Source organism: Variovorax sp. PAMC26660 (assembly GCF_014302995.1).
In the GTDB taxonomy this organism is placed as follows: domain Bacteria; phylum Pseudomonadota; class Gammaproteobacteria; order Burkholderiales; family Burkholderiaceae_C; genus Variovorax.
In genome coordinates this window covers 4,243,738-4,266,080 of the sequence record NZ_CP060295.1, presented here as the reverse complement: position 1 = coordinate 4,266,080, position 22,343 = coordinate 4,243,738, and the positions used below count along the sequence as shown (strand labels likewise).

Sequence of the window (22,343 nt, the reverse complement as noted above, 5' to 3'; positions counted from 1 at the left end):
CCTCGTCGAGAGGCCGCAACACGCTACAGATTCAATAGCACCGCGCCCCAGGTGAAGCCACCGCCCACGCCTTCGAGCATGAGGGTCTCACCCTTCTTCACCTTGCCGGAGCGCACAGCTTCATCGAGTGCCAACGGAATCGAGGCAGCCGACGTATTGCCGTGCTCGTTGACCGTGACGATCAGCTTCTCGCGCGGCAGCTTCAGCTTTTTCGCTGTGCCTTCCATGATGCGGATGTTGGCCTGGTGCGGAATCAGCCAGTCGATGTCGGCCTCGGTCTTGCCGGCCTTGACCAGCGTGGCGCGCGCAGCCTCTTCGAGCACGCGGACCGCGAGCTTGAACACGGCCTGCCCGTCCATGTGCAACAGCGGCGTGCCCAGCACGTTGCCGCCCGAGACATGGCCTGGCACACACAGAATGCCGACGTGTTTGCCATCGGCATGCAGATCGCTGGCAAGAATGCCCGGCTCTTCGCTGGCTTCAAGCACCACCGCACCCGCACCGTCGCCGAACAGCACGCACGTGGTTCGGTCGTTGAAGTCGAGGATGCGGGAGAACACTTCGGCGCCAATCACCAGTGCACAACGCGCCGTGCCGGTGCGGATCATCGCGTCGGCAATGGTCAGCGCGTAGACGAAACCGCTGCAGACGGCCTGGACGTCGAAGGCCGGGCAGCCGGCAATGCCGAGCTTGTGCTGGAGGATGGCGGCCGACGATGGGAACACCATGTCGGGCGTCGAGGTCGCGACGATGATCAGGTCGACATCGCTGGCCTTGCGGCCCGCGGCCTCCAGGGCGTGCCTGGCGGCCTCAAGACCGAGATCGCTGCTGCTGACTTCCGGCGCGGCAAAGTGACGCGCGTGGATGCCAGTGCGTTCAATGATCCACTGGTCGGAGGTTTCTATGCCGCGTGTTGCCAGTTCCTTGGCAAGGTCGTCATTGGTCACGCGGCGTGGGGGCAGGTAACTGCCGGTGCCGGTAATGCGTGAAAAAGGGGTCATCAAACGTGAAGGGCCGTCGCGTCGACCGGCGCCGCCGGTTCCTGCCGCGCGAGCAATGGCGCGGCGTGGGCGATGCGGGCCCGCACGCGATCGAGCAGGTTGTTGCGAGCGGCATCATAAGCGCGATCCAGCGCGTAGCCGAAAGCCACTTCGTCGGCCGAGCCATGACTCTTGAAAACCAGGCCACGCAGGCCCAAAAGTGCGGCGCCGTTGTAGCGGCGATGATCAACACGACCTTTAAAGGCTTTTAAGACCGGGTAGGCAACAATTGCCGCAATTTTGGTGAAGACGTTTCGCGAAAACTCGGCCCGAATGAACTCCTGGATCATTGAAGCAACGCCTTCGCTGGCCTTCAACGCCACATTCCCGACAAATCCATCGCAGACGATGATGTCGGTTGTGCCCTTGAAAATATCGTTGCCTTCCACGTTACCGTAGAAGTTCAAATCTTTGGAGTTAGCAGCCGTACGCAGCAGTTGACTCGCTTTTTTGATCGTTTCGCTGCCCTTGATGGCTTCTTCGCCAATATTGAGCAAGCCGACCGAAGGCGACTCGTTGCCGGTCAACGCCGAGACGAGCGCCGAGCCAAGCACGGCGAACTGAAGCAGATCCTCAGCGTCGCAATCGACGTTCGCACCCAGGTCGAGCACGGTCGTTGCCCCGCCCTTGGCGTTCGGCAGTTGCGGCGCAATGGCCGGACGATCAATGCCGTCGAGCGTCTTGAGCAGGTAACGCGCAATGGCCATCAGCGCGCCGGTGTTCCCGGCCGAGATGGCGGCTTGCGCAGTGCCATCCTTGACCTGCTGGATCGCAACACGCATCGAAGAGTCCTTCTTCTTGCGCAATGCGATTTCGACAGGGTCGTCCATGCCCACCACCTCGCTGGCAGCGACGATGCGGGCGCGTGGATGCGCGGCAAAGCCCGCCAGTGCGGCCGGCGCACCGACCAGCAACAACGAGGCTTCGCTGTGCCGCTCGAGAAACGCACGGCAGGCCGCAAGCGTGACGCGCGGCCCATGGTCGCCTCCCATGCAATCCACGGCGAGCGTGATTGCAGAAGGCGCAGCAGCGAATTCGGGAAGAGAAGACGTAGCCATCAAAACAAAGGCCCGACGCTACAGCAGAAGTAGCTTCGGGCCTCGGCCTTGGGATGCGAGATCAGGCTTCAGACTTGTTCTTGAGCACCTGACGGCCACGGTAGAAACCGTTGGGGCTGATGTGGTGACGCAGATGCGTTTCGCCGGTGGTCGGTTCCACGGCGATGCCGGGCACGACCAGCGCATTGTGGGAACGGTGCATGCCGCGCTTGGAAGGCGACTTCTTGTTTTGCTGGACGGCCATGATGGCTCCTGGACTGTTAGGTGAGTGATTGGATGCGCTCTTTTGCGGTGGCAATGCAGCGGCATGTATGGAATGCCTTTATCTGCATCGCTGCTCACGGCGGCGCGCGCGAAGCCCATGAGTATAGCCCAGCCTGGGGAAAAGGGCTACTTGCCCTCTCCCGGCTTGCGTGAACGCAACGCTCCGAGCACCGCAAAGGGGTTCGGCTTGGCTTCTTCGGCCGCCTGGAAGTCCTCGTCGCTGGACGAGAGCTGGACCGGTATCGGGCAAACATCGTGAATGGGCGTGACGGGAATTTCCATCAAAAGCTCGTCCTCGATCAGGGTCTGGAGGTCGAAATCCCGGCTGATGACCAGCAGGTCTTCTTCGGATTCCTCGTCTTCAGCTTCTGCCGTGGCCTCGTCGGCCACGAAACGGAACCAGCGGTCGACCGTCAGCAAGGTGTCGACGGGCGACAGGCAACGCTGGCAAACCAGTGGCACGGTGGTTTCCGCCTCCAGGTGCAGCCAGGGCGTCGACTTGCCGTCTGCGCCGGGGCGCTCCTCGGCGGTCGCCTCCCAATGGACCACGGCGTCAGGCGCCGGAGCCGCCAGTTCAGCGACCAGGCGCAGGTAATCAGGAACCGGGTCAGCAGCCTCAAGGGATGCGGCGGCGGCTGCAAAAGCAGGCACGTTGAGCCGTTCGGGGGCAAATTCTCTGTTCATCCGCGCCAGTCTATCGCGCCGGCCGTTTTCCCGACATCGGGCGTGCCTGAGGGTTTTGAACGGCTCACGCACAATCGTCCCCATGCAACGCTCTGTGATCCTCGCCTCGACCTCGCGCTACCGCCGCGAACTGCTCACCCGCCTGCGACTGCCCTTCGACGTGCAGTCCCCCGAAGTCGACGAAACGCCGCTGGCCGGCGAAACGCCACACGACCTGGCCGTGCGCCTGGCACTTGAAAAGGCCAATGCCGTGGCCGCCCGCTTCCCCGAAGCTGTGGTCATCGGCTCCGATCAGGTGGCCGACTTGGCTGGCGAGGCACTCGGCAAGCCCGGCGACCACGTCCGCGCCACCGCCCAGTTGCGCCGCATGCGCGGCCAGACACTGATATTCCAGACCGCCGTGGCCGTCGTCTGCCACGCAACGGGCTTCGTCCAGCGCGACATCGCACCCGTGCGCGTGGTATTTCGCGACCTCAGCGACGCCGCGATCGAGCAATACCTCCTGGCCGAACAGCCTTACGACTGCGCAGGCAGCGCCAAGAGCGAAGGCCTGGGCATTGCCTTGCTGAGCGCCATCGACAGCGACGACCCGACTGCGCTGGTCGGCTTGCCACTGATCCGCACCTGCCGGATGCTGCGCGCCGCGGGAGTTGAACTCCTGTGACACACGGAAAGCTCTACCTCGTCCCCGCACCGCTCGATTTCGGCTGCGACGTCCAGGCCCCGCTGCAAGACGCGCTGCCGCTGGGCACGCTGCAAGCGGCCGCCGGCATCACCCACTGGATCTGCGAGAACGCCAAGTCCGCGCGCGCCTATCTGAAACGCATCGACGCTGTCGCGCCACTGGCCGCCCCCCTGCAGGCGCAGAACATCCAGGAACTGCCACGCGAAGTGCACAAGAAAGGCGACCACGCTGGTCAGTTCGACGCCCGCCCCTTGCTGGCTGCCGCGCTCGAAGGCCATGACATCGGCTTGCTCAGCGAGGCCGGCATGCCGGCGGTGGCCGACCCCGGCTCTTCGGTGGCTCGCGCCGCGCACGACCTGGGCATTGCCGTGGTGCCGCTGACCGGCCCGGTCTCGTTGCTGCTGGCGCTGGCCGCGAGCGGCCTCAACGGCCAGAACTTCGCCTTCGTCGGCTACCTGCCGCAGGACGCGAGCGAGCGCCAGATCCGCATTCGCGAGCTCGAAGCGCTCGCGCTCAAGACCGGCCAGACACAGCTGTTCATTGAAACGCCCTACCGCAACACCGTGCTGCTGCAGGCCCTGGTGCAAACGCTGCAGCACAACACCCGCCTCGCCGTGGCGCGCGGCCTCACGCTTGCCACCGCCCATGTGCGCAGCGAAACGGTCAAGGGCTGGCGCGCCAAGCCGCAGACTGGCGTGGACGAACGCCTGCCCGCCGTGTTCGCGATCGGTCGCTGACGATGGTGGCCGTGACCGCAGGCACGCGCTGGGCTTCGCGTGCACAGTTCTTTTCCGCCGGCTTCATCTTTGCGACCTGGGGCGTCCACGTGCCCACAGTGAAGGCGCACTACGGCATCGACGAAGCCCAGCTCGGACTGGCCATGCTCGCGGCCGGCGCCGGCGCGATGTTCGGGCTGACCAGCGCGGGGCGCTGGATCGGGCGCTACGGCCCGCGCCGCGTGGCCAGCATCTGCGGTTGCATTTACGCGCTGCTGCTCGCCGGCCTGATCGCCATGCCGGGCTATGTCGCGCTGCTGGGGTTGCTGGCGGCCTTCGGCCTTGTCACCAGCGTGTTCGACGTGTCGATCAACACCGAGGCGGCGCAGCTCGAACTGCACGGTGGAACGCCTTTGATGAGCGGCATGCACGGCATGTTCAGCCTCGGCGGCATGGCCGGCGCCGCCAGCGGCAGCGCGGCGCTTGCGGCCGGACTCGGCGCACAGGCCCACCTGCTGCTGGTGGCCACGGTCATGGTGCTGGCTGTCGCTGCGGCCTCCACACGCATGCTGCCCAAGCCCGCCGCTGCAGGCGACGGGGCCGCCGCCGATCACAGCTTTCGCCTGCCGCGCGGTGCGCTCGCAGTGCTGGGCACGCTCGCCGCACTGGGCCTGATCGCCGAAGGCGCGATCTACGACTGGAGCGTTCTCTATATGCAGCAGGAAATCGGGGCGCCGCAGCAGCAAGCCGCGCTGGCCTACGCGAGTTTCTCGGCGGCCATGGCGGCAGCACGTTTCGGTGGCGATGCAATGCGGGCCCGCTTCCAGCCTGCTGCGCTGCTGCTCGGCAGTGGTCTGCTCGCAGCAGCGGCCATGACACTGGTGCTGCTCACCGACCAGCCCTGGCTCGCCTTGATCGGCTTCGCAGGCGTGGGCGTCGGCTTTGCCAATGTGGTGCCGATCCTGTTCTCTGCCTCGGCGAAGGTGCCGGGCATCGAGCCGGCACGCGGCATTGCAGCGGTGTCGGCCGTGGCGTATCTGGGGTTCATGGCAGGCCCCGCGGTGATCGGCCTGCTGGCGCGGGCGACCTCGCTGACCGCCGCGCTCTATGTGGTCGTGGTTTTCGCCGTCGCGCTGGCGGCTTCGGCGCGCTACACCGCCAGCGGCGAAAACCGATAACAGCAGCGAATCAGCGCAGCGCCGGTACGTTGTTCTGCATCAGGCGCACCGTGGTTTCAGCCATGGAGGCGCCGAACTTCTTCGCCAGCTTCTCGGCCACGTTGTCGCGGCGCGTGTAGTCGATCACCTCGTCGGCCTTGATGACTTCGCGTGCCACGTAGTCGACATTGCCCAACTGGTCGGCCAGGCCGTACTCGACGGCTTGCTCGCCACTCCAGAACAGGCCGCTGAAGAGGCCCGGGGTGTCGAGCTTCAGGCGGTCGCCGCGACCGGTCTTCACCACATTGATGAACTGCGCGTGGATCTGGTTCAGCATGGTCTGGGCGTGGGCGCGTTGCGCGTCGCTCATTGGGCTGAACGGATCGAGAAAACCCTTGTTCTCGCCAGCGGTCAGCAGGCGGCGCTCGACGCCGACCTTTTCCATCACGCCGGTGAAGCCGAAGCCGTCCATCAGCACGCCGATGCTGCCGACGATGCTGGCCTTGTCGACATAGATCTTGTCGGTGGCGGCGGCAATGTAATAGGCGGCCGAGGCGCAGGTTTCCTCGACCACGGCGTAGACCGGCTTCTTGTGCTTGGCCTTCAGCCGCTTGATCTCGTCGTTGATGATGCCGGCCTGCACCGGACTGCCGCCGGGCGAGTTGATCAGCAGGATCACGCCCTTGGCGCCGTCGTCCTCGAAGGCCGTCTTCATGGCCGCGACCACGAACTCCGCGCTCGCATCTCCACCGGCAGCAATCTCGCCCTTGATCTCGACAACGGCCGTGTGGGCGGTGGTCTTGGCGGTGCTCGGCGTACTGCGCGAAAGCGCGAACCACGCCAGAAAAATGAAGAAGGCGAGCCAGGACAGCCGCACAAAGGTCTTCCAGCGGCGCGTGGCCTTCTGCTCGCCCAGCGCGGCGAAGGCGAGCTTTTCAAGCGTTGCGCGCTCCCAGCCGGGGCGCTGTGTGGGGTCTTGAGCCATGTTCTTGGAGGTGTCCTGCGAAGGCGTGATGGGAGCTACCGGCTCAAACGGATCGAAACCTTCAGGTTCTCTGCGATTCGGGTCGGTCATGTGTCAGAAGATGAGGGGGTGGAGGTTCCAGTCAGTATGCCAGTGCACCACCCCGTCATGCTCGCTCAGCGCGATCTTCACAAGGCCGCCGCGGCAAGGGCCACCCGCGCATTCGCCGGTATCGGGCCTGTAGACCGCGCCATGCGTCGCGCACAACAGCCACTGGCCCGTGTCGTCGAAGAAGCGGTCGGGCTGAAAATCCATCTCCATCGCGACATGGCTGCAACGGTTGAGGTACGCATGGGGCAGCCCCTCGAAACGCACCGCGAAGGCGCGGCAGGTTTCCCCGCCGTGAACCACGTCGAACGGCACGGCATGGCCGCCTTCGACCAGGTCCGCGGCATTGCACAGCGGGATGCGTTCTTCGCTCATGACGAAATTCTCAGGCGTTGTCGAGGAGCCACGTTTCCAGGCTGGCGACCGTGTGGGCGACGAACAAGGGCTTGAATTCGTCGAAGCTGGCAGGCTCGTGCGCGCCGTAGCTCACACCCACGCTGGGGCAGCCGGCGTTCTGCGCCAGTTGCAGGTCGTGCGTGGTGTCGCCGATCATCAGGGTGCGTTCGGGCGTCACGTCGAGCTCTTCCATCAGCTCCAGCAGCATGCGCGGATGCGGCTTGCCGAAGGTCTCGTCGGCGGTGCGCGAGGCATCGAAGCGGTCGCGCAAGGCGACCGACTTCAGCGCTTCGTTCAGCCCACGGCGCGACTTGCCGGTGGCAACCGCCAGCTTGTGGCCGCGCGCGCGCAGCGCGTCGATCATCTGCAGAACGCCGTCGAACAGCACGAGGTCGTCCTGGTGCTGCAGGTAGTGGTAGCGGTAGCGGGCACCGAGTTCGGGGTATTTTTCCTTGGGCACATCGGGCGCCGCGCGCGCCAGCGCCTCGGCCAGGCCCAGGCCGATCACCCAGGCGGCGTCGTTTTCGGTCGGCTTGGCACCGCCGACGTCGATCACCGCGGCCTGGATGCAGCGCACGATCAGTTGCGTGGAGTCGTAGAGCGTGCCGTCCCAATCGAAGGCGATCAGGTCGAAGCGAAGAGGTCTGGAGGAATCAGTCATGGGACGTGGGAGTGGGGTGTTGGGCCAGCGCGTCGAGCGCGGCGGGCGACATCAGCGCGTGCAGCTCGGGCGGCAGGTCGGTCTGCAGCGCGACACGCTCGCCGCTGGCCGGGTGGTTGAACTGGAGCCGCCAGGCGTGCAGGAACATGCGCTTGAGGCCGAGCTTCTGCAATGCGCGCTGGCGCTCGAAGTCACCGTATTTGTCGTCGCCGGCAATCGCATGGCCGGCCGATGCCAGGTGAACACGAATCTGATGGGTGCGACCGGTCTTGATGGTCACCGCCAGCAATGACAGCGGTGTGGCGTCGCCGGGCAGCGCAAGCCGCGCCAGCACACGCACCAGCGTCACGGCGCGCATCGCATCCGGATGGTCCTTGGCAACCACGCGCACGCGGCGCTCGCCGGCGCCGGCCGTGCCATCGGGGCCCGGCAACAGGTACTTGGCCAGCGGCGCGTCGAGCACCTTCTTGTTGGCTGGCCAGTTGCCTTCGACCAGCGCCAAGTAGGTCTTGCCGGTCTCGCGCTCGCGAAACTGGTCTTGCAACGCCAGCAGCGCGCTTCGTTTCTTGGCGACCAGCAGGATGCCCGAGGTTTCGCGATCCAGCCGATGCACCAGCTCCAGGAACTTGGCGCCCGGCCGCGCCGTGCGCAGCTGCTCGATCACGCCGAAGCTGACGCCGCTGCCGCCATGCACCGCCACGCCGGCAGGCTTGTCGATGGCGAGCACCGCGTCGTCTTCCAGCAGCACGGGAAATTCGCGTGCCGGCGCGGGCGGGGTGGCGCCCTCTTCCGCGCGCGGCGAAATCCGCACCGGCGGCAATCGCAGCACGTCGCCGACCTCGATGCGGGTTTCGGCCTGGGCTCGCCCCTTGTTGATGCGCACCTCGCCCGACCGGATGATCCGGTAGACGTGCGTCTTCGGGACGCCTTTCAGATGGCGGAACAGAAAATTGTCCAGCCGCTGTCCGGCGGATTCGGCATCGACCGTGAGGAATTTGATGGCCGAATGCGGCGCCCCGGTTTCACCTGAAGCTTTTTGGCCTGAGGGATTTGGAGCGGTCTCGGGGCTTTGCTTCGCACCTATAATGTTTTTCACCAGCGCGGTCGTGTAAGTGCTTGATTAGACAGAAGTTTAGAGCACTGACGACAACGCTGTGAGGTCGATGCCGCTTTGGCGCCGAGCTGCAAACCCCGCGCAATTGCGCAAAGTGGCAGGCCAGGCACCCGAGTCAAGCCGACACCCACGAAACACCGATACGGAATACCCAGCCTGCAGCTTCCAAGCTGCCGGCGGATCGAAGCGAGTCCCTTGTTGTGTTGATGCTGCTGATTCAAATGTGCTTGCGCTGGCTGATGCCGGTGGCCTCAGGCATTGAATCGTCCGTAGCGCGCGCCACCCTTGCGCAACCGGCTATCAAAAAGATAGCTACTCAACACCGAATCTGGCTCGCGCCCATCCACGCGCCCCCACCCCGGCTGTCTTCTTGAGCTGACGCTCAAGAGGCCTGTCCGCGCCTGGCGCGGCAGTCACAGCATCCGGGGCCAAGCGGCAATTCCCCTGGTTTCGCGGGCGTCGTCCGTGCATCGTTGGCCCTTCACGGGCTGCAGAACGATACATATAAGGACAACGCATCATGAAGCGGATGCTGATCAATGCCACGCAGCCAGAAGAGCGGCGCCTGGCCATCGTCGACGGGCAAAAGCTCCTCGACTACGAAATCGAGATCGAAGGGCGCGAACAGCGCAAGGGCAACATCTACAAAGCGGTCGTGACCCGCGTCGAGCCCAGCCTCGAAGCCTGTTTCGTCGACTACGGCGAAGACCGCCACGGCTTCCTGCCGTTCAAGGAAATCTCCAAGCAGTATTTCGCCGAAGGCGTGTCGGCCAGCCAGGCCCGCATCCAGGACGCGATCCGCGAAGGCCAGGAACTGACCGTTCAGGTCGAAAAAGAAGAACGCGGCAACAAGGGCGCGGCCCTCACCACCTTCATCTCGCTGGCCGGCCGCTATGTCGTGCTGATGCCGAACAACCCCCGTGGCGGTGGCGTTTCGCGCCGCATCGAGGGCGACGACCGCGCCGAACTCAAGGAGGCGATGGACCAGCTCGAGTACCCGAAGGGCATGAGCATCATCGCGCGCACCGCCGGCATCGGCCGCACCGCGCCCGAACTCCAGTGGGACCTGAACTACCTGCTCAAGCTCTGGACCGCCATCGACGGCGCGGGCAAGGGCGGCAAGGGCGCCTTCCTGATCTATCAAGAATCGTCGCTCGTCATTCGCGCCATCCGTGATTACTTCAATCACGACATCGGCGACATCCTGATCGACACCGACGACATCTACGACCAGGCGCAGCAGTTCATGGCGCACGTCATGCCCGAGCATGCCGCCCGCGTGAAGCGCTACCGCGACGACGCGGCGCTGTTCAGCCGCTTCCAGATCGAGCACCAGATCGAATCGGCCTACGCCCGCACCGTGCAGCTGCCCTCGGGCGGCGCCATCGTGATCGACCACACCGAAGCACTGGTGTCGGTCGACGTGAACTCGGCCCGCGCCATCAAGGGCGGCGACATCGAAGAGACCGCCACCCGCACCAACCTCGAAGCCGCCGACGAAGTGGCCCGCCAGATGCGCCTGCGCGACCTGGGCGGCCTGATCGTCATCGACTTCATCGACATGGACGAGTCGAAGAACCGCCGCGAAGTCGAAAGCCGCCTGCGCGACGCACTGCGCCAGGACCGCGCCCGCGTGCAGTTCGGCTCGATCAGCAAGTTCGGCCTGATGGAAATGAGCCGCCAGCGCCTGAAGCCCGCGCTGTCGGAAGGCTCGTCGATCCCCTGCCCCCGTTGCGGCGGCTCGGGCCACATCCGCGACACCGAATCCAGCGCGCTGCAGATCCTGCGCATCATTCAGGAAGAGTGCCTCAAGGACAACACGGCCGCCGTGCACGTCCAGGTGCCGGTCGAAGTGGCCTCGTTCCTGCTGAACGAAAAGCGCCCTGAAATCGCCAAGATCGAGCTCAAGCAGCGCGTCACCGTGCTGATGGTGCCCAACAAGACGCTCGAAACGCCGAACTACAAGCTCGAACGCCTCAAGCACGACGATCCGCGCCTCGACCACATCGAAGCCAGCTACAAGATGGCCGACGAGATCGAAGATCCGACCGCCGTCACGCGCCGTTCGCAAGAGCCCACCAACAAGCAGACGCCGGTCATCAAGGGCGTGCTGCCCGATGCACCCGCACCCGTGGTGCAGCCCAAGCCCGAAGCCGTGCGCGCGCCTGTCGCTGCAGCACCGGCACCGGTCGCTCCGCCCGTGGTGAGCGCGCCCGTCCCGGCGCAGAGCGGCTTCTTCGGCTGGATCAAGAACCTGTTCGGCGGTACGTCGGCCCCCGCTCCGGCGCCGGCACCGGCCGTGATTCCGGTCGAGGCACCGAAGCCCCGTCGCGATGGCCGTCCTGGCCGCGATGGCGAAGCACGCGGCGGCGCACGTGACGGCGAACAACGCCGTGGCGGCCGCGGTGGTGAAGGTCGCGGCGAAGGCCGTGGCGAAGGCGGCCGCTCCGGCGGTCGCGACGGCGAACGCCGTGGTGGCCGTGGCGGCGAGCGCCGTGAAGGTCGCGGTGGCGAAGGCCGTGAAGGTCGCAGCACCGAAGTGCGTAACGACGCCGCCAACCCGGCGCGTGAACAACGCGAACCGCGCGAGCAGCGTGAACCCCGTGAGCCCCGTGAAGCACGCGCACCGCGCGACGGCGAACAACGCCGTGGCGGTCGTGGTGAGCGTCGCGAAGGCGAAGGTCGCAATGCACCGGCCGAGGCACTCGACGGCAACGTCAACCTCGAAGCCCAGCAACTGGCGCCGGGCGCCGTCGCAGGCGAAGAAGGCAATGCAGCGGAACGCGCACCGCGCGCCCGCGGCGAACGCCGTGAACGTGGCGAGCGCAGTGATCGTGGCGAACGTGGCGGTGACCGCAACGAACGCGGCGACCGCAATACCGACGCACAGCAGCCCCGCAGCGAAGCCACCGCCGGCGACGACGCAGCCCAAGGCGAGCGCCAACCCCGCAACGGCCGCGACGAGCAACGCGCACCGCGCGGTGATCGCAATGACCGCAACGACGGCCGCCGCGAGCGCCGCAACGACGCCCCGCAGGTCGCCGGCGAAGCCGACAACACCCGCGTGGCAGAAGCAGCAGCAAGCGATGCCGACCAAGGCAGCGATGCCGCCACCGGCAACAACGAGCAGGCACCGCGCCGCGACGGCGACGAGCGCCGTGGTCGTTCGCGTGACCGCTACGGCCGCGACCGCCGCGAACGTGGCCCGCGCGACGAAAGCGAAGCCAACACGGCCGCTGCTCAGGTTGCAGAAGGCTCGGCAGCAGAAGCCGTCGCAGCCAGCGATGTGCAAGAAGCCCCGGTGTCCCGCCAGCAGCAGCAACTGCCACTGGTGTCGGAACGCGCCGAAGCGACTGCCGTTGCTGCAGCACCGGAAGTTCGCGAGCCCGCTCCCCAGCAGGCCCGCGCCGAGCAGCGCCCCGCGCCGGTGTCGGCTGTCGCAGTACCCGTCGTGGCCCAAGCTGCAGCGCCTGCCGCCAACGGTCGCGCACTGCCCAAGGTGCAGTCCTTCGAACTGCCGCTGAGCGAACTCGCACAGATCGCCGAAAGCTCGGGCCTGCAGTGGGTCAACTCGGATGCCGATCGCATCGCGCAAGCACGTGCCGCGATCGCCGCCGAGCCGAAGCCGGTCCACGTGCCGCGCGAACGCCCACCGGTGATCACGCTCGACGAAGGCCCGCTGGTGCTGGTCGAAACCCGCCGTGACCTCGCCTCGATGTCGCTGCCGTTCGAGCAGACTGCCGGCGACGCGCAGCCACAGCGCACGCTCTGAGCCCCCTGCTCAACCGCAAATGAAAACGGCGCCTCTGGCGCCGTTTTTTTATGGGGTCGGCGTTGTCACGCCGGAACAGGCCGAGCGTCAGGCGAGGGCAGATCCGGCATCTCCAGGATCAGTTGCCCGAACCGGCAGGCACAGGGCGTCCTGCCGCCCTCGCTCCAGATCAGCGAGAAGTCGACACTGGGCAAGGGCGGCAGGCCGTAGCGCCCATCGACGATCTTCATGCCCGGCTCCACTTCCTCGCGCGTGAGCACCGTCACGGCAAGCCCCGCGAGCACCGCCGCGCGAATGCCCTGCGTGCTGGCCGAAGTGAAGACCACGTGCCAGTCGACCGACGCGGCGTCCAGCGCCGAACCGGCCACCTCCCGATTGACGCAAGGCTTCGGAAAGAAGGCCAACGGCAACGACGCGCCCTTCGGCGCCTCGAAGGTCTCGGCTGCGGCCCAGACCAGTTGCGTGCGCCGCAGGCGCGTGCCCTCCACGCAATCGGGTGGCGACATCACCACCGCAAGGTCGAGGTCGCCGGCCCGGATCGCCGCGCGCAGGTCGATGTGCATGCTCACGCAGACCTCCATCCGCACCGCCGGGAATCCGCGCGCGAACTGCGAGAGCAGCGGCGGAAGGCGGTCACCCATGAAGTTGTCCGGCACGCCGAAACGCACCGAACCCGAGATCGGCGACGGCTGGAAGCGCCGGGTCATGGCGTCGAGCGCGTCGAGGATCTGCTGCGCGTAGCGCAGGAAGTCTTCGCCGTCTTCCGTCACCGTGAGGCGGCGCGTCGTGCGATGCAGCAGCGGCCGGCCCACCTGCTCTTCGAGCTTGCGGATCTGGTGGCTGATGGCGGACTGGGTCAGGTGCAGGCGCTCTGCTGCACGCGTGAAGCCGCCGGTTTCCTTGACGGCCACGAAGGCGCGCAACAGCGTGGGGTCGAAATCCATGGCGATAGATAAATGATGGTTCTTAATGAATTCTAGGAAATTAAATCATTTCCATCATGAAGAGGGTTTCACCAGAATCAGCCGCATCTCTTTCGGAAAGCTGCTCGATGTCTCTCTCTCACGCCGGCAAGAACCGGATCGCACTGTCCGCGATCTGCCTGATTGCCCTGATGTTCGGCCTGGAAATCTCCAGCGTGCCGGTCATTCTTCCCACGCTCGAAAAAGCACTGCACGGCAACTTCAGCGACATGCAGTGGATCATGAACGCCTACACCCTGGCCTGCACCACGGTGCTGATGGCCGCCGGCACCGTGGCCGACCGCTACGGCCGCAAGCGCGTGCTGATCGTCGGCGTGGTGCTGTTCGGCCTCACCTCGCTGGTGTGCGGCCTCGCGCAAAGCGCGCCCGTGCTGATCGTCAGCCGCTTCCTGCAGGGCCTGGCCGGCGGCGCCATGCTGATCTGCCAGCTCGCGGTGCTGTCGCACCAGTTCCAGGAAGGCAAGGAGCGCAGCAAGGCCTTCGCCATCTGGGGCGTGGTCTTCGGCATGGGCCTGGGGTTCGGGCCGATCATCGGCGGCGCGATCGTCGCGCTGTCAAGCTGGCAATGGGTCTTCCTGGTTCACGTGCCGCTGGCCGTCGTGGCGCTGGCGCTCGTGCTGGGCAGCGTGGAAGAGTCGAGCGACCCTGACGCGAAAAAGCTGGACCTGCCGGGCATCGTCACGCTGTCGCTCGCTGTGTTCGGCCTGACGTACTTCATCACGCAGGGGCCGGGCCTGGGCTTCGCGAGCCCCGCGGCCATCGGCATCCTTGTCGCCACAGTGGCCAGCTTTGCCGTGTTCCTGTGGGTCGAGAAGATCAACCCGCACCCGATGTTCGATTTCTCCGTGTTCCGCATCCGCAATTTCTCGGGATCGATCATCGGCTCCATCGGCATGAACTTCAGCTTCTGGCCGTTCATGATCTACCTGCCGATCTACTTCCAGAGCGGCCTGGGCTACGACGCGGTCACCGCCGGTTCGGCCCTGCTGGCGTACACACTGCCGACGCTCGTCCTGCCGCCGCTGGCCGAGCGCCTGTCGCTGCGCTACCGGCCCGGCCTGGTCATTCCCTCGGGCCTGTTCGTGATCGGGCTGGGCTTCATGGCGATGCGCTACGGCAGCGGCGTCGAACACGCGAGCTGGCTCACGCTGCTGCCCGGCTGCCTGCTGGCCGGCATCGGGCTGGGCCTGACCAACACGCCCGTCACCAACACCACAACTGGCTCGGTGTCGAGCGCCCGCGCGGGCATGGCCTCGGGCATGGACATGAGCGCACGGCTGATCACGCTGGCCATCAACATCGCGCTGATGGGATTCATCCTGCTGGAAGGCATCCATTCGTACCTGCGGAACACTTTGTCCGCATCCCTCGATGCGCCGCAGTTGCGCGCCGTGGCAGAGAAGATCGCGGCCGGCAGTTTCAACGCGCTCACGCAGGACTTTCCGGCGCTGTCGCAAGCCGACCCATCGGGCACTGCGGTTCACGCGGCGCTCGTGCAGAGCTTCGGGCTGGTGATGCTCTACGGCGGCATCGGCGTGTGGGTGTTGGCCGGCATCAGCCTGCTGATCTTCGGCAATGGCAAGCCCTCGGCGCGAGCATCGGGCTTGAAGACCGAAGAGTCCATGTGCTCCTGACCCCAGGAGGCACACAGACAGAAAACGCTCAGGTGTTTTCGATCTGCGCCGCGCGCTTCCACGCCTCGGCAGCCTGCTCCGCGTCTTCGCGGGCTTCGGCCAGTTGCGCCAGGGCGAGCCAGGCGCGCCGATAAAGATCGGTGTCCTGCAACCCCAGTCCGGCCTGCGTGAGCAGTTGCTGGGCCTTGCCCCACAACTGCCGCTTCATGCAGGCCATGCCCGCGAGGTACTGCAGGTTCGGGTCGCGCGGGTTGTTGCGTTGCGCGCTTTCGATGCGGGCCAGCCAGTCGGCATCGACCGAGTCGAGCCCTGCTTCGAGCGCACGCGCCAGCTTGACGCGCAGCGCATCGCCCAGAGCCCGCGGGTTCGCGACCATGCGCTCCCATGCCGGCAGCAGCCAGCCGCGCGCCAGCGCCAGGTCGCCGCGCAACGCGACCATGCGCTGCGCCGCATGGATTGCCACTTCCGGCATGCCGCGTTCGTTGGCATCCAGTTCGGACCAGGCGCGCAGCAGTTGCGCCGGATCGTGCGCGCCCGACAGCAGCTCGGTCGCCAGACCGCGCACGATGCTCTGCGCCGCCGCTTCGGAGAACGCGCGGTGCTTGGCCAGCAGGCGCGCGGTTTCAAGGGCTTCGACGGTGCGTCGGTCCAGGCGGGCGGCCTTCAGACGCAGGCGCAAGGCCAGCGTTCGCCGCTGCACGCCCTGCGGCAATTCTTCGAGCCGTGCGAGCGCGGCGGGCGCGTCGCGATCTTCGAGCGCCCAGCGCGCGGCGCGCAGTTGCACGCCTTCGCGCGTCTCGGGGCTCGACAGCACGGTGCGGTCGGCGCTCTCGTTCAGGGCTTGCTGCAGATGGGCGTCGCGTGCCGGCTTGTCCTGCAGGGCCTGCGCGCTCTCGGCCGCCAGCAGATGCGCCAGCACGCGCACCTGTTGCGCCTGCGGCAGGCTCGCGCCGAGTGCAGACAACGTCTTTTCTTGCGTCAGCGCGGCCTGTGCAGCCTTGCGTGCCCGCGAGAAGCGCCCCGAAATCAGTTGCACCATCGCGTCGAGCAAGGCGGCATGCAGCGTGCGTTCTTTCTGCTGAAGCCGCCAGTGGCGCGCCTGCGTCGGCAGCGAGAAGAGCGCGGCCAGGGCGCGCAACGCGACGTGCAGCAACACGAAGGTCGCCAGCAGGATCACGAGCACGAGGTTCAGCGACAGGTCGACGCGCCACGGCGGCCAAAACACGGTGATCGTGCCCTGGTTGTTGCCCGCGAACAGGGCGACGGCCGCGGCGACGGCGAAGAGCGCTAGGAGCCAGATTGCAGCGCGCATGGGCGGATCAACGTCCTGCTGCGGCGGTGGCCAATGCAGCGATCGTGTCGTCGATGCGCGCAGGCTCGGTGGTCTTCACCTGCTGCTGCAACTGCTGCAGCAGCGTGGCGGCGGCTTGCGTGCGACGCGACGCGGGATCGAAATAGCGGTTGAGCGACGCGGCCACCTGGGCCAGTTCGGTGCGCGTGGCATCCACCTGGCGCGACAGCAGCGACAGGCGCGCATTGAGCAGCTTGAGCTTGAGGTTCTCGCGCAAGAAGTAAGACTGTTCGGGCGCCAGCAGCACGGCTTCGGGGCTCTGGATGCGGCCGACGCGGACCAGCGAGCGGGCCTCGCCGCGCACCGTCAGCAGCACGCGGCGCCACCACGGCGCATCGGCAGGAATTGGCTCGGCCTGCCAGGCATTGAGGCCGGTGCCGCGCACGGCCACGGCGTTGAGCGTGGGCAGGTCGTCCACGCTGCGCATCAGTTCGTCGAGCCTTTGCAGGGCTTCGGCGTTGTCGGTGCTGGCACTGCTGCGCAGCCGGTCGGCGTCGCGCTGCATGGCGCGCTGCAGTGGCGCAAGCCGCGGCTGCGCGGCACGCGAGATGCGCAGGTCGCCCGCCTTGAGCGCTGCGAGCAAGGGCTCGACGCTGCCGGTGACTTGTGCCTGTTGCAAGGCAAGGCGCACAGCCGACTCGATATCGATGACGAGGTTTTCATCCCGCGAGCGCGAGAGGCTCTGGATCAGTTCTTCGAGCTGCGAACGCTGCAGCGCGACTTCGGCCACGCGGGTTTCGATCAGGGCCACGCGGGCCGCCGAATCGCGCACGGTGTCGCTGGCCTGGCGTGCCAGCGCGCGCGCTTCCATCGATTGGGCGATGGCATCGGCGCTTTGCCGTGCCAGCTGTTCCTTCATGCCGCTGACCTTCTGCCACAGCGCGATGGTTGCGATCAGGGTGAACACGGTCACAAGAGCCAGCAGGCCGAATCCGATGCGTGACAACAGGACCGCAGCAGCGGCTTGCGCGGCAGGCGTCTGGTGCGGCGCCAGCGGGGCAGGCACCGGTGCCGCAACGGCGGATGGGGAAGAAAGGTCGTCGGACGGGGACGCGGCGCTCATGCGAGGGATTCTATCGACGCGATCAGCGCTTCCCGCAAGGGTGTGCATACACGCAACGCCCCGAAACCCGCGGCGCGCGCGGCTTCGCCGATGCGTGCATGGGTGACCACCGCGCTTGCGGCATGCCAGTCGGCATCGGGCATCGCGCGCTGAAGATTGCCGATCGCTTCCGAGCTGCTGAAGAGCCAGATCGCACGGCCCTCGGCGCCGTCGATGGCGAGTTGCCGTGCCTTGCTGTCGAACGACGGTGGCAGGCGACGGTAGGCCACCACGGTGTCACGCAGGCCACCAGCGGTATCGATTTCATGGGCGAGCCAATCGCGGCCGGTCGGCTGGCCCGCTTCGTCACCGCCGCGCACGATCAGCACGCGCGTGCCCGTCGACACCTGGGTCTGTGCCCGCTCCCACAGCGCCTCGGAGTCGAAGCGCGTGGCCTCGGGCGGCGGTGCGTCGATGGCTTGCGGTGGCACACCGGCACGCAGCAAGGCGCGCGTGGTGCCCGGGCCGGTGGCCCAGAAGCGGCGGCCCGCGATCATCTCGGTCGCCGCATCGGGCCCTTGGTGCAGGAAGAAATTCTCGACGGCCGTGGCGCTCACGAACATCAGCGCCGCATAGCTTGCGAGCTGTTGCCACGCCGTGTGCAGGGGCTCGACATCGGCCACCGGCGCAATCACGATCAGCGGCAACGCCACCGCATCGATGCCGGCGGCGCGAAATTCGTCGACCCATTGCACCGCCTCGCGCGCCGGGCGCGTGACGATGACGGGGCGCGCGGTCATACGATGACCACGGATTTCAGTGGGCGCCCGCGTCACGCAGCAGGGCAGCGGCCCGGCCGCCGAGTGCATCGGCCTGGACGAAGTCGTCGGCCGAAGCAAGCACGTGGACCTTCACCAGCGGCGCATTGCCCTCCGGATCGCCCCACGCCGCATCGACGCGCAGTGCGCCATCGGCCTGCCAACGCGCATGCGCCGCCAGCGGCATCGAGCAACTGCCACCCATCGCGCGGCTCACGGCGCGTTCAGCGGCGGTCGACAGCCAGTCGCCCCGGTGGGTGAGCGAGCCCAGCAGCTCGATCAGCTCGTCGCGGTCCGCGCGCACCTCGATGCCCAATGCGCCCTGCCCTGCGGCCGGCAGCATGGTGTCGGGATCGAAGGCCACGCGGATGCGGCTTTCAAGGCCCAGGCGCTTGAGCCCGGCTGCGGCGAGCACGATCGCGTCGTACTGCCCTTCGTCGAGCTTGCGCAGGCGGGTGTCGAGGTTGCCGCGCAGTGGTTCGATGCGCAGGTCGGGCCGCAGCGCGCGCAGCAGCACCACGCGGCGCAGGCTGGAAGTGCCGACCACCGCGCCCTGCGGCAATTCGTCGAGCGAGGCATAGCGCGGCGACACCAGCGCATCGCGCGGGTCTTCGCGCTCCAGCACGCAGGCCAGCGCAAAGCCCTCGGGCAGGTCCATCGGCACGTCCTTGAGCGAATGGACCGCGATGTCGGCGCGCCCTTCTTCCAGTGCGAGTTCGAGTTCCTTGACGAAGAGGCCCTTGCCGCCGACCTTGCTGAGCGAGCGGTCGAGGATCTGGTCGCCGGTGGTCGTGAGGCCCAGCAGGCTGACCGTGTGGCCCCGTTCTTGCAGAAGTGCCTGCACGTGTTCGGCTTGCCACAAGGCCAGGCGACTTTCGCGCGTGGCGATGACGATATTGCTCAAGACCGTTCCCAAAAAGTACATGTTTCCAGACCGCCGGAATGCTAGCATGTTGCGCCGCAGCAACGCAGTCGGCGCATCCATTCAAGTCCCAGGAACAACATCGAATGAAAGCCAGCAAGACCCCTGCTCCTCCCAAGCGCCGCCAGGCCGAAGACCAGCCGCTGATCGACGACATCCGGCTATTGGGCCGGATCCTCGGCGACGTGATCCGGGAACAGGAAGGAGACGAGACCTATGCGTTGGTTGAAAAGATCCGGACCCTGTCGGTGGCGTTCCGGCGCGACGCCGACCACGCGGCCGACCGCGCGCTCAAGAACCTGCTCAAGGGCCTGAGCGCCGCCGAAACGGTGCGCGTGATCCGCGCCTTCACCTACTTCAGCCACCTGGCCAATCTGGCGGAAGACCGCCACCAGATCCGCCGCCGCACCGAGGCCGAGCGCGAAGGCGTTCATGCCGACGGCGACCTGCAGACCGCCCTGGCCCGCATCCGCAAGGCCGGCGTCAAGCCCGACGAGATCGTGGCCTCGCTGGCCCACAGCTACGTGTCGCCCGTGCTCACCGCGCACCCGACCGAAGTGCAGCGCAAGAGCATCCTCGATGCCGAGCGCGCCATCGCGCTGCTGCTGACCACGCGCGACGAGATCAAGCTGCGCCAGAGCGCCTACGCAAGCGGCAAGGACGCGCTCACGCCCATCGAGTTCGCCGAGAACGAAACGCAGATGCGCACGCGCGTCACGCAGATCTGGCAGACGCGCCTCTTGCGCTTTTCCAAGCTCACGGTGGCCGACGAGATCGAAAACGCGCTGAGCTACTACGAAGCCACCTTCCTGCGCGAGATTCCGCGCGTCTATGCCGACCTCGAAAGCGCGCTGACCCAGGGCGGCGTCACGCCGTCGGTCGCGCCCTTCCTGCGCATGGGCCAGTGGATCGGCGGCGATCGCGACGGCAACCCCAACGTCACCGCTGAAACGCTCGAATACGCGCTCAGCCGCCAATCCGAACTCGCGCTGCGCCACTACCTCACCGAAGTGCACTACCTGGGCGGCGAGCTGTCGCTCTCGGCCACGCTGGTCGATGTGTCGGTCGAGATGCAGGCGCTGGCCGAGCGCTCGCCCGACACCAACGAGCACCGCAAGGACGAGCCCTACCGCCGCGCCCTCACCGGCGTGTATGCGCGACTGGCAGCCACGCTGCGCGAACTCACCGGCGGCGAGGCCGCGCGCCATGCGGTCGCGCCGCAGAACCCGTATGCCAACGCCGAGGAATTCCTTGTCGACCTGCGCACCGTGGAAGAGTCGCTCGACGAGAAGCACGGCAGCGTGCTCGCAGCACCGCGCCTGCGCCCGCTGATCCGTGCGGTCGAAGTCTTCGGCTTCCACCTCGCCACAGTCGACCTGCGCCAGAGTTCCGACAAGCACGAGGCCGTGATCGCCGAGCTGCTGGCCATCGCGCGCATCGAGCCTTCGTACGCCTCGCTGGCCGAAGAAGCCAAGCAGACGCTGCTGCTGAAGCTGCTCGACGACGCCCGTCCGCTGCGCGTGCCCGATGCCGACTACTCGCCGCTCGCGAAAAGCGAACTCGCGATCTTCGCGGCCGCCCGCGCCTCGCGCGCACGCTACGGCGCCGCCGCGATTCGCCACTACATCATCAGCCACACCGAAACGGTGAGCGACCTGCTCGAAGCCCTGCTGCTGCAAAAGGAAGTGGGCCTGCTGCGTGGCGCGATGAATGGCAACGCCACCTGCGACCTGATCGTGGTGCCGCTGTTCGAGACCATCGAAGACCTGCGCAACGCCGCACCCATCGTGCGCGCCTTCTATGCGCTGCCGAACATCCAGGCACTGATCGAACGCTCCGGCGCTGAACAGGACGTGATGCTCGGCTACAGCGACAGCAACAAGGACGGCGGCATCTTCACCAGCAACTGGGAGCTGTACCGCGCGGGCATCGCGCTGGTGTCGCTGTTCGACGAACTCAACAAGAAGAAGGCCAACCCGATCCGCCTGCGCATGTTCCACGGCCGTGGCGGCACGGTGGGACGCGGCGGCGGCCCGAGCTACCAGGCCATCCTGGCGCAGCCACCCGGCACGGTGCGCGGCCAGATCCGCCTGACCGAACAAGGCGAGGTGATCGGCTCCAAGTACGCCAACCGCGAGATCGGCCGGCGCAACCTCGAAACGCTGGTGGCCGCCACGCTCGAAGCCACGCTGCTGCCGCAGGGCAAGCCGGCGCCCGCCACCTTCGTCTCGGCCGCGGGCGAACTCTCCAGCGCCAGCATGGCCACATACCGCAAGCTGGTCTACGAGACACCCGGCTTCGGCGAGTACTTCTTCAGCGCCACGCCGATCCGCGAGATCGCCGAACTCAACATCGGCTCACGCCCCGCATCGCGCAACCCGAGCCACAAGATCGACGACCTGCGCGCAGTGCCGTGGAGCTTCAGCTGGGGCCAGTGCCGGCTCACGATTCCGGGCTGGTTCGGCTTCGGCTCGGGCGTGGAACAGTTCCTCGCCGCTGCAGGCAATGCCGCGGGCAAGAAGGAACGCCAGGCACTGCTGCAACGCATGTATGAGCAATGGCCTTTCTTTCGCACGCTGCTGTCGAACATGGACATGGTGCTGGCCAAGAGCGACCTCGCGCTGGCCTCGCGCTATGCCGAGCTGGTGACCGATCGCAAGCTGCGCCAGAAGGTGTTCTCGATGATCGAGGCCGAATGGCACCGCACGTCGGACGCGCTCACGCTCATCACCGGCGCGAAGCAGCGGCTCGAAGGCAACGCCGAGATGCAACGCTCGGTGCGGCATCGCTTTCCGTACATCGATCCGCTGCATCACCTGCAGGTCGAGCTGATGCGGCGTTATCGCGCGGGTGATGGCGGCGAGCGGCTGCAGCGCGGCATTCACATCTCGATCAACGGAGTGGCCGCGGGCTTGCGCAACACCGGTTGATTAGGTGCAGGCTACCAAAGACAAAGGGCGCCTTGTGCGCCCTT

The 22,343-nt window shown here is 66.7% G+C and carries 19 protein-coding genes; 6 read left to right on the top strand and 13 right to left on the bottom strand.

Annotated elements, in window-relative coordinates; all coding sequences use genetic code 11:
• Nucleotides 1-23: 23 nt before the first annotated feature.
• The 4 genes from H7F35_RS19965 to H7F35_RS19950 all read right to left on the bottom strand — a co-directional run bounded on the left by H7F35_RS19965 (nt 24) and on the right by H7F35_RS19950 (nt 3,046).
• A complete protein-coding gene (locus H7F35_RS19965) occupies nt 24-1,001 on the bottom strand; it encodes a beta-ketoacyl-ACP synthase III (protein ID WP_187108330.1) in 978 nt (325 codons plus the stop codon).
• The gene (gene plsX / locus H7F35_RS19960; RefSeq protein WP_187108329.1) at nt 1,001-2,098 is read right to left on the bottom strand and encodes a phosphate acyltransferase PlsX; all 1,098 of its coding nucleotides are present in this window, start codon (nt 2,096-2,098) and stop codon (nt 1,001-1,003) included. The genes H7F35_RS19965 and plsX overlap by 1 nt, the downstream gene beginning before the upstream one ends.
• Nucleotides 2,099-2,159: 61 nt before the next feature.
• Nucleotides 2,160-2,342 (bottom strand): 50S ribosomal protein L32, encoded by a 183-nt coding sequence (rpmF, locus tag H7F35_RS19955; RefSeq protein WP_007830466.1) that lies wholly within the window; start codon nt 2,340-2,342, stop codon nt 2,160-2,162.
• A 146-nt stretch (nt 2,343-2,488) separates the two neighbouring features.
• Nucleotides 2,489-3,046, bottom strand: a complete 558-nt coding sequence (locus tag H7F35_RS19950) for a YceD family protein (RefSeq protein WP_187114348.1) — start codon at nt 3,044-3,046, stop codon at nt 2,489-2,491.
• Between the two features lie 82 nt (nt 3,047-3,128).
• Between H7F35_RS19950 and H7F35_RS19945 the strand changes: the two genes are divergently transcribed.
• From H7F35_RS19945 to H7F35_RS19935, 3 genes are read left to right on the top strand one after another with little or no spacing between them, the layout of a single operon-like run.
• On the top strand, nt 3,129-3,710 hold the full coding sequence (locus H7F35_RS19945) for a Maf family nucleotide pyrophosphatase (RefSeq protein ID WP_187108328.1): 582 nt from the start codon (nt 3,129-3,131) through the stop codon (nt 3,708-3,710).
• Nucleotides 3,707-4,468 (top strand): SAM-dependent methyltransferase, encoded by a 762-nt coding sequence (locus H7F35_RS19940; protein WP_187108327.1) that lies wholly within the window; start codon nt 3,707-3,709, stop codon nt 4,466-4,468. Before H7F35_RS19945 ends, H7F35_RS19940 begins: the two co-directional genes overlap by 4 nt.
• A 2-nt stretch (nt 4,469-4,470) precedes the next feature.
• Entirely contained in the window at nt 4,471-5,625 is a 1,155-nt protein-coding gene (locus tag H7F35_RS19935) for an MFS transporter (RefSeq protein WP_187108326.1), read from the top strand.
• Between the two features lie 10 nt (nt 5,626-5,635).
• Here the strand turns inward: H7F35_RS19935 and H7F35_RS19930 are convergent, their stop codons facing one another.
• From H7F35_RS19930 to H7F35_RS19915, 4 genes are read right to left on the bottom strand one after another with little or no spacing between them, the layout of a single operon-like run.
• Nucleotides 5,636-6,679, bottom strand: a complete 1,044-nt coding sequence (locus tag H7F35_RS19930) for a S49 family peptidase (RefSeq protein ID WP_187108325.1) — start codon at nt 6,677-6,679, stop codon at nt 5,636-5,638.
• 3 nt (nt 6,680-6,682) lie between these two features.
• Nucleotides 6,683-7,051, bottom strand: coding sequence for a Rieske (2Fe-2S) protein (locus H7F35_RS19925; RefSeq protein WP_187108324.1), 369 nt, complete (start codon nt 7,049-7,051; stop codon nt 6,683-6,685).
• 10 nt (nt 7,052-7,061) lie between these two features.
• Complete coding sequence (locus H7F35_RS19920; RefSeq protein ID WP_187108323.1) at nt 7,062-7,733, bottom strand: HAD family hydrolase; 672 nt, start codon at nt 7,731-7,733, stop codon at nt 7,062-7,064.
• The gene (locus tag H7F35_RS19915; protein ID WP_187108322.1) at nt 7,726-8,829 is read right to left on the bottom strand and encodes an RluA family pseudouridine synthase; all 1,104 of its coding nucleotides are present in this window, start codon (nt 8,827-8,829) and stop codon (nt 7,726-7,728) included. The genes H7F35_RS19920 and H7F35_RS19915 overlap by 8 nt, the downstream gene beginning before the upstream one ends.
• Nucleotides 8,830-9,367: 538 nt before the next feature.
• Between H7F35_RS19915 and H7F35_RS19910 the strand changes: the two genes are divergently transcribed.
• Nucleotides 9,368-12,619: an Rne/Rng family ribonuclease gene (locus H7F35_RS19910; RefSeq protein ID WP_187108321.1), complete on the top strand. Its 3,252-nt coding sequence runs from the start codon at nt 9,368-9,370 to the stop codon at nt 12,617-12,619.
• A gap of 65 nt (nt 12,620-12,684) precedes the next feature.
• Here H7F35_RS19910 and H7F35_RS19905 read toward each other — a convergent pair whose 3' ends face one another.
• Complete coding sequence (locus H7F35_RS19905; RefSeq protein WP_187108320.1) at nt 12,685-13,563, bottom strand: LysR family transcriptional regulator; 879 nt, start codon at nt 13,561-13,563, stop codon at nt 12,685-12,687.
• Nucleotides 13,564-13,670: 107 nt separating this feature from the next.
• Between H7F35_RS19905 and H7F35_RS19900 the strand changes: the two genes are divergently transcribed.
• On the top strand, nt 13,671-15,236 hold the full coding sequence (locus H7F35_RS19900) for an MFS transporter (RefSeq protein WP_187108319.1): 1,566 nt from the start codon (nt 13,671-13,673) through the stop codon (nt 15,234-15,236).
• Nucleotides 15,237-15,264: 28 nt separating this feature from the next.
• Here the strand turns inward: H7F35_RS19900 and H7F35_RS19895 are convergent, their stop codons facing one another.
• Genes H7F35_RS19895 through hemC form a run of 4 tightly spaced genes read right to left on the bottom strand, consistent with a single transcriptional unit; the run spans nt 15,265 to nt 19,372 of the window.
• Complete coding sequence (locus H7F35_RS19895; protein ID WP_187108318.1) at nt 15,265-16,548, bottom strand: heme biosynthesis protein HemY; 1,284 nt, start codon at nt 16,546-16,548, stop codon at nt 15,265-15,267.
• Nucleotides 16,549-16,555: 7 nt separating this feature from the next.
• The gene (locus H7F35_RS19890) at nt 16,556-17,650 is read right to left on the bottom strand and encodes a uroporphyrinogen-III C-methyltransferase (RefSeq protein WP_187108317.1); all 1,095 of its coding nucleotides are present in this window, start codon (nt 17,648-17,650) and stop codon (nt 16,556-16,558) included.
• On the bottom strand, nt 17,647-18,429 hold the full coding sequence (locus H7F35_RS19885) for a uroporphyrinogen-III synthase (RefSeq protein ID WP_187108316.1): 783 nt from the start codon (nt 18,427-18,429) through the stop codon (nt 17,647-17,649). Before H7F35_RS19885 ends, H7F35_RS19890 begins: the two co-directional genes overlap by 4 nt.
• Nucleotides 18,430-18,445: 16 nt before the next feature.
• Nucleotides 18,446-19,372 (bottom strand): hydroxymethylbilane synthase, encoded by a 927-nt coding sequence (hemC, locus tag H7F35_RS19880; protein WP_187108315.1) that lies wholly within the window; start codon nt 19,370-19,372, stop codon nt 18,446-18,448.
• A gap of 83 nt (nt 19,373-19,455) precedes the next feature.
• Here hemC and ppc point away from each other — a divergent pair, with 83 nt between their 5' ends.
• Nucleotides 19,456-22,299 (top strand): phosphoenolpyruvate carboxylase, encoded by a 2,844-nt coding sequence (gene ppc, locus H7F35_RS19875; protein WP_187108314.1) that lies wholly within the window; start codon nt 19,456-19,458, stop codon nt 22,297-22,299.
• Nucleotides 22,300-22,343: the final 44 nt, after the last annotated feature.

Excerpts from the sequence above, each read along its gene's own strand:
- H7F35_RS19895 (WP_187108318.1), bottom strand. The coding sequence starts at position 16,548 with ATGCGCGCTGCAATCTGGCTCCTAGCGCTCTTCGCCGTCGCCGCGGCC.
- H7F35_RS19930 (WP_187108325.1), bottom strand. The coding sequence starts at position 6,679 with ATGACCGACCCGAATCGCAGAGAACCTGAAGGTTTCGATCCGTTTGAG.
- plsX (WP_187108329.1), bottom strand. The coding sequence starts at position 2,098 with ATGGCTACGTCTTCTCTTCCCGAATTCGCTGCTGCGCCTTCTGCAATC.
- H7F35_RS19920 (WP_187108323.1), bottom strand. The coding sequence starts at position 7,733 with ATGACTGATTCCTCCAGACCTCTTCGCTTCGACCTGATCGCCTTCGAT.
- H7F35_RS19905 (WP_187108320.1), bottom strand. The coding sequence starts at position 13,563 with ATGGATTTCGACCCCACGCTGTTGCGCGCCTTCGTGGCCGTCAAGGAA.
- hemC (WP_187108315.1), bottom strand. The coding sequence starts at position 19,372 with ATGTACTTTTTGGGAACGGTCTTGAGCAATATCGTCATCGCCACGCGC.
- ppc (WP_187108314.1), top strand. The coding sequence starts at position 19,456 with ATGAAAGCCAGCAAGACCCCTGCTCCTCCCAAGCGCCGCCAGGCCGAA.
- H7F35_RS19900 (WP_187108319.1), top strand. The coding sequence starts at position 13,671 with ATGTCTCTCTCTCACGCCGGCAAGAACCGGATCGCACTGTCCGCGATC.
- H7F35_RS19890 (WP_187108317.1), bottom strand. The coding sequence starts at position 17,650 with ATGAGCGCCGCGTCCCCGTCCGACGACCTTTCTTCCCCATCCGCCGTT.
- H7F35_RS19950 (WP_187114348.1), bottom strand. The coding sequence starts at position 3,046 with ATGAACAGAGAATTTGCCCCCGAACGGCTCAACGTGCCTGCTTTTGCA.
- H7F35_RS19925 (WP_187108324.1), bottom strand. The coding sequence starts at position 7,051 with ATGAGCGAAGAACGCATCCCGCTGTGCAATGCCGCGGACCTGGTCGAA.
- rpmF (WP_007830466.1), bottom strand. The coding sequence starts at position 2,342 with ATGGCCGTCCAGCAAAACAAGAAGTCGCCTTCCAAGCGCGGCATGCAC.
- H7F35_RS19910 (WP_187108321.1), top strand. The coding sequence starts at position 9,368 with ATGAAGCGGATGCTGATCAATGCCACGCAGCCAGAAGAGCGGCGCCTG.
- H7F35_RS19945 (WP_187108328.1), top strand. The coding sequence starts at position 3,129 with ATGCAACGCTCTGTGATCCTCGCCTCGACCTCGCGCTACCGCCGCGAA.
- H7F35_RS19965 (WP_187108330.1), bottom strand. The coding sequence starts at position 1,001 with ATGACCCCTTTTTCACGCATTACCGGCACCGGCAGTTACCTGCCCCCA.
- H7F35_RS19885 (WP_187108316.1), bottom strand. The coding sequence starts at position 18,429 with ATGACCGCGCGCCCCGTCATCGTCACGCGCCCGGCGCGCGAGGCGGTG.
- H7F35_RS19935 (WP_187108326.1), top strand. The coding sequence starts at position 4,471 with ATGGTGGCCGTGACCGCAGGCACGCGCTGGGCTTCGCGTGCACAGTTC.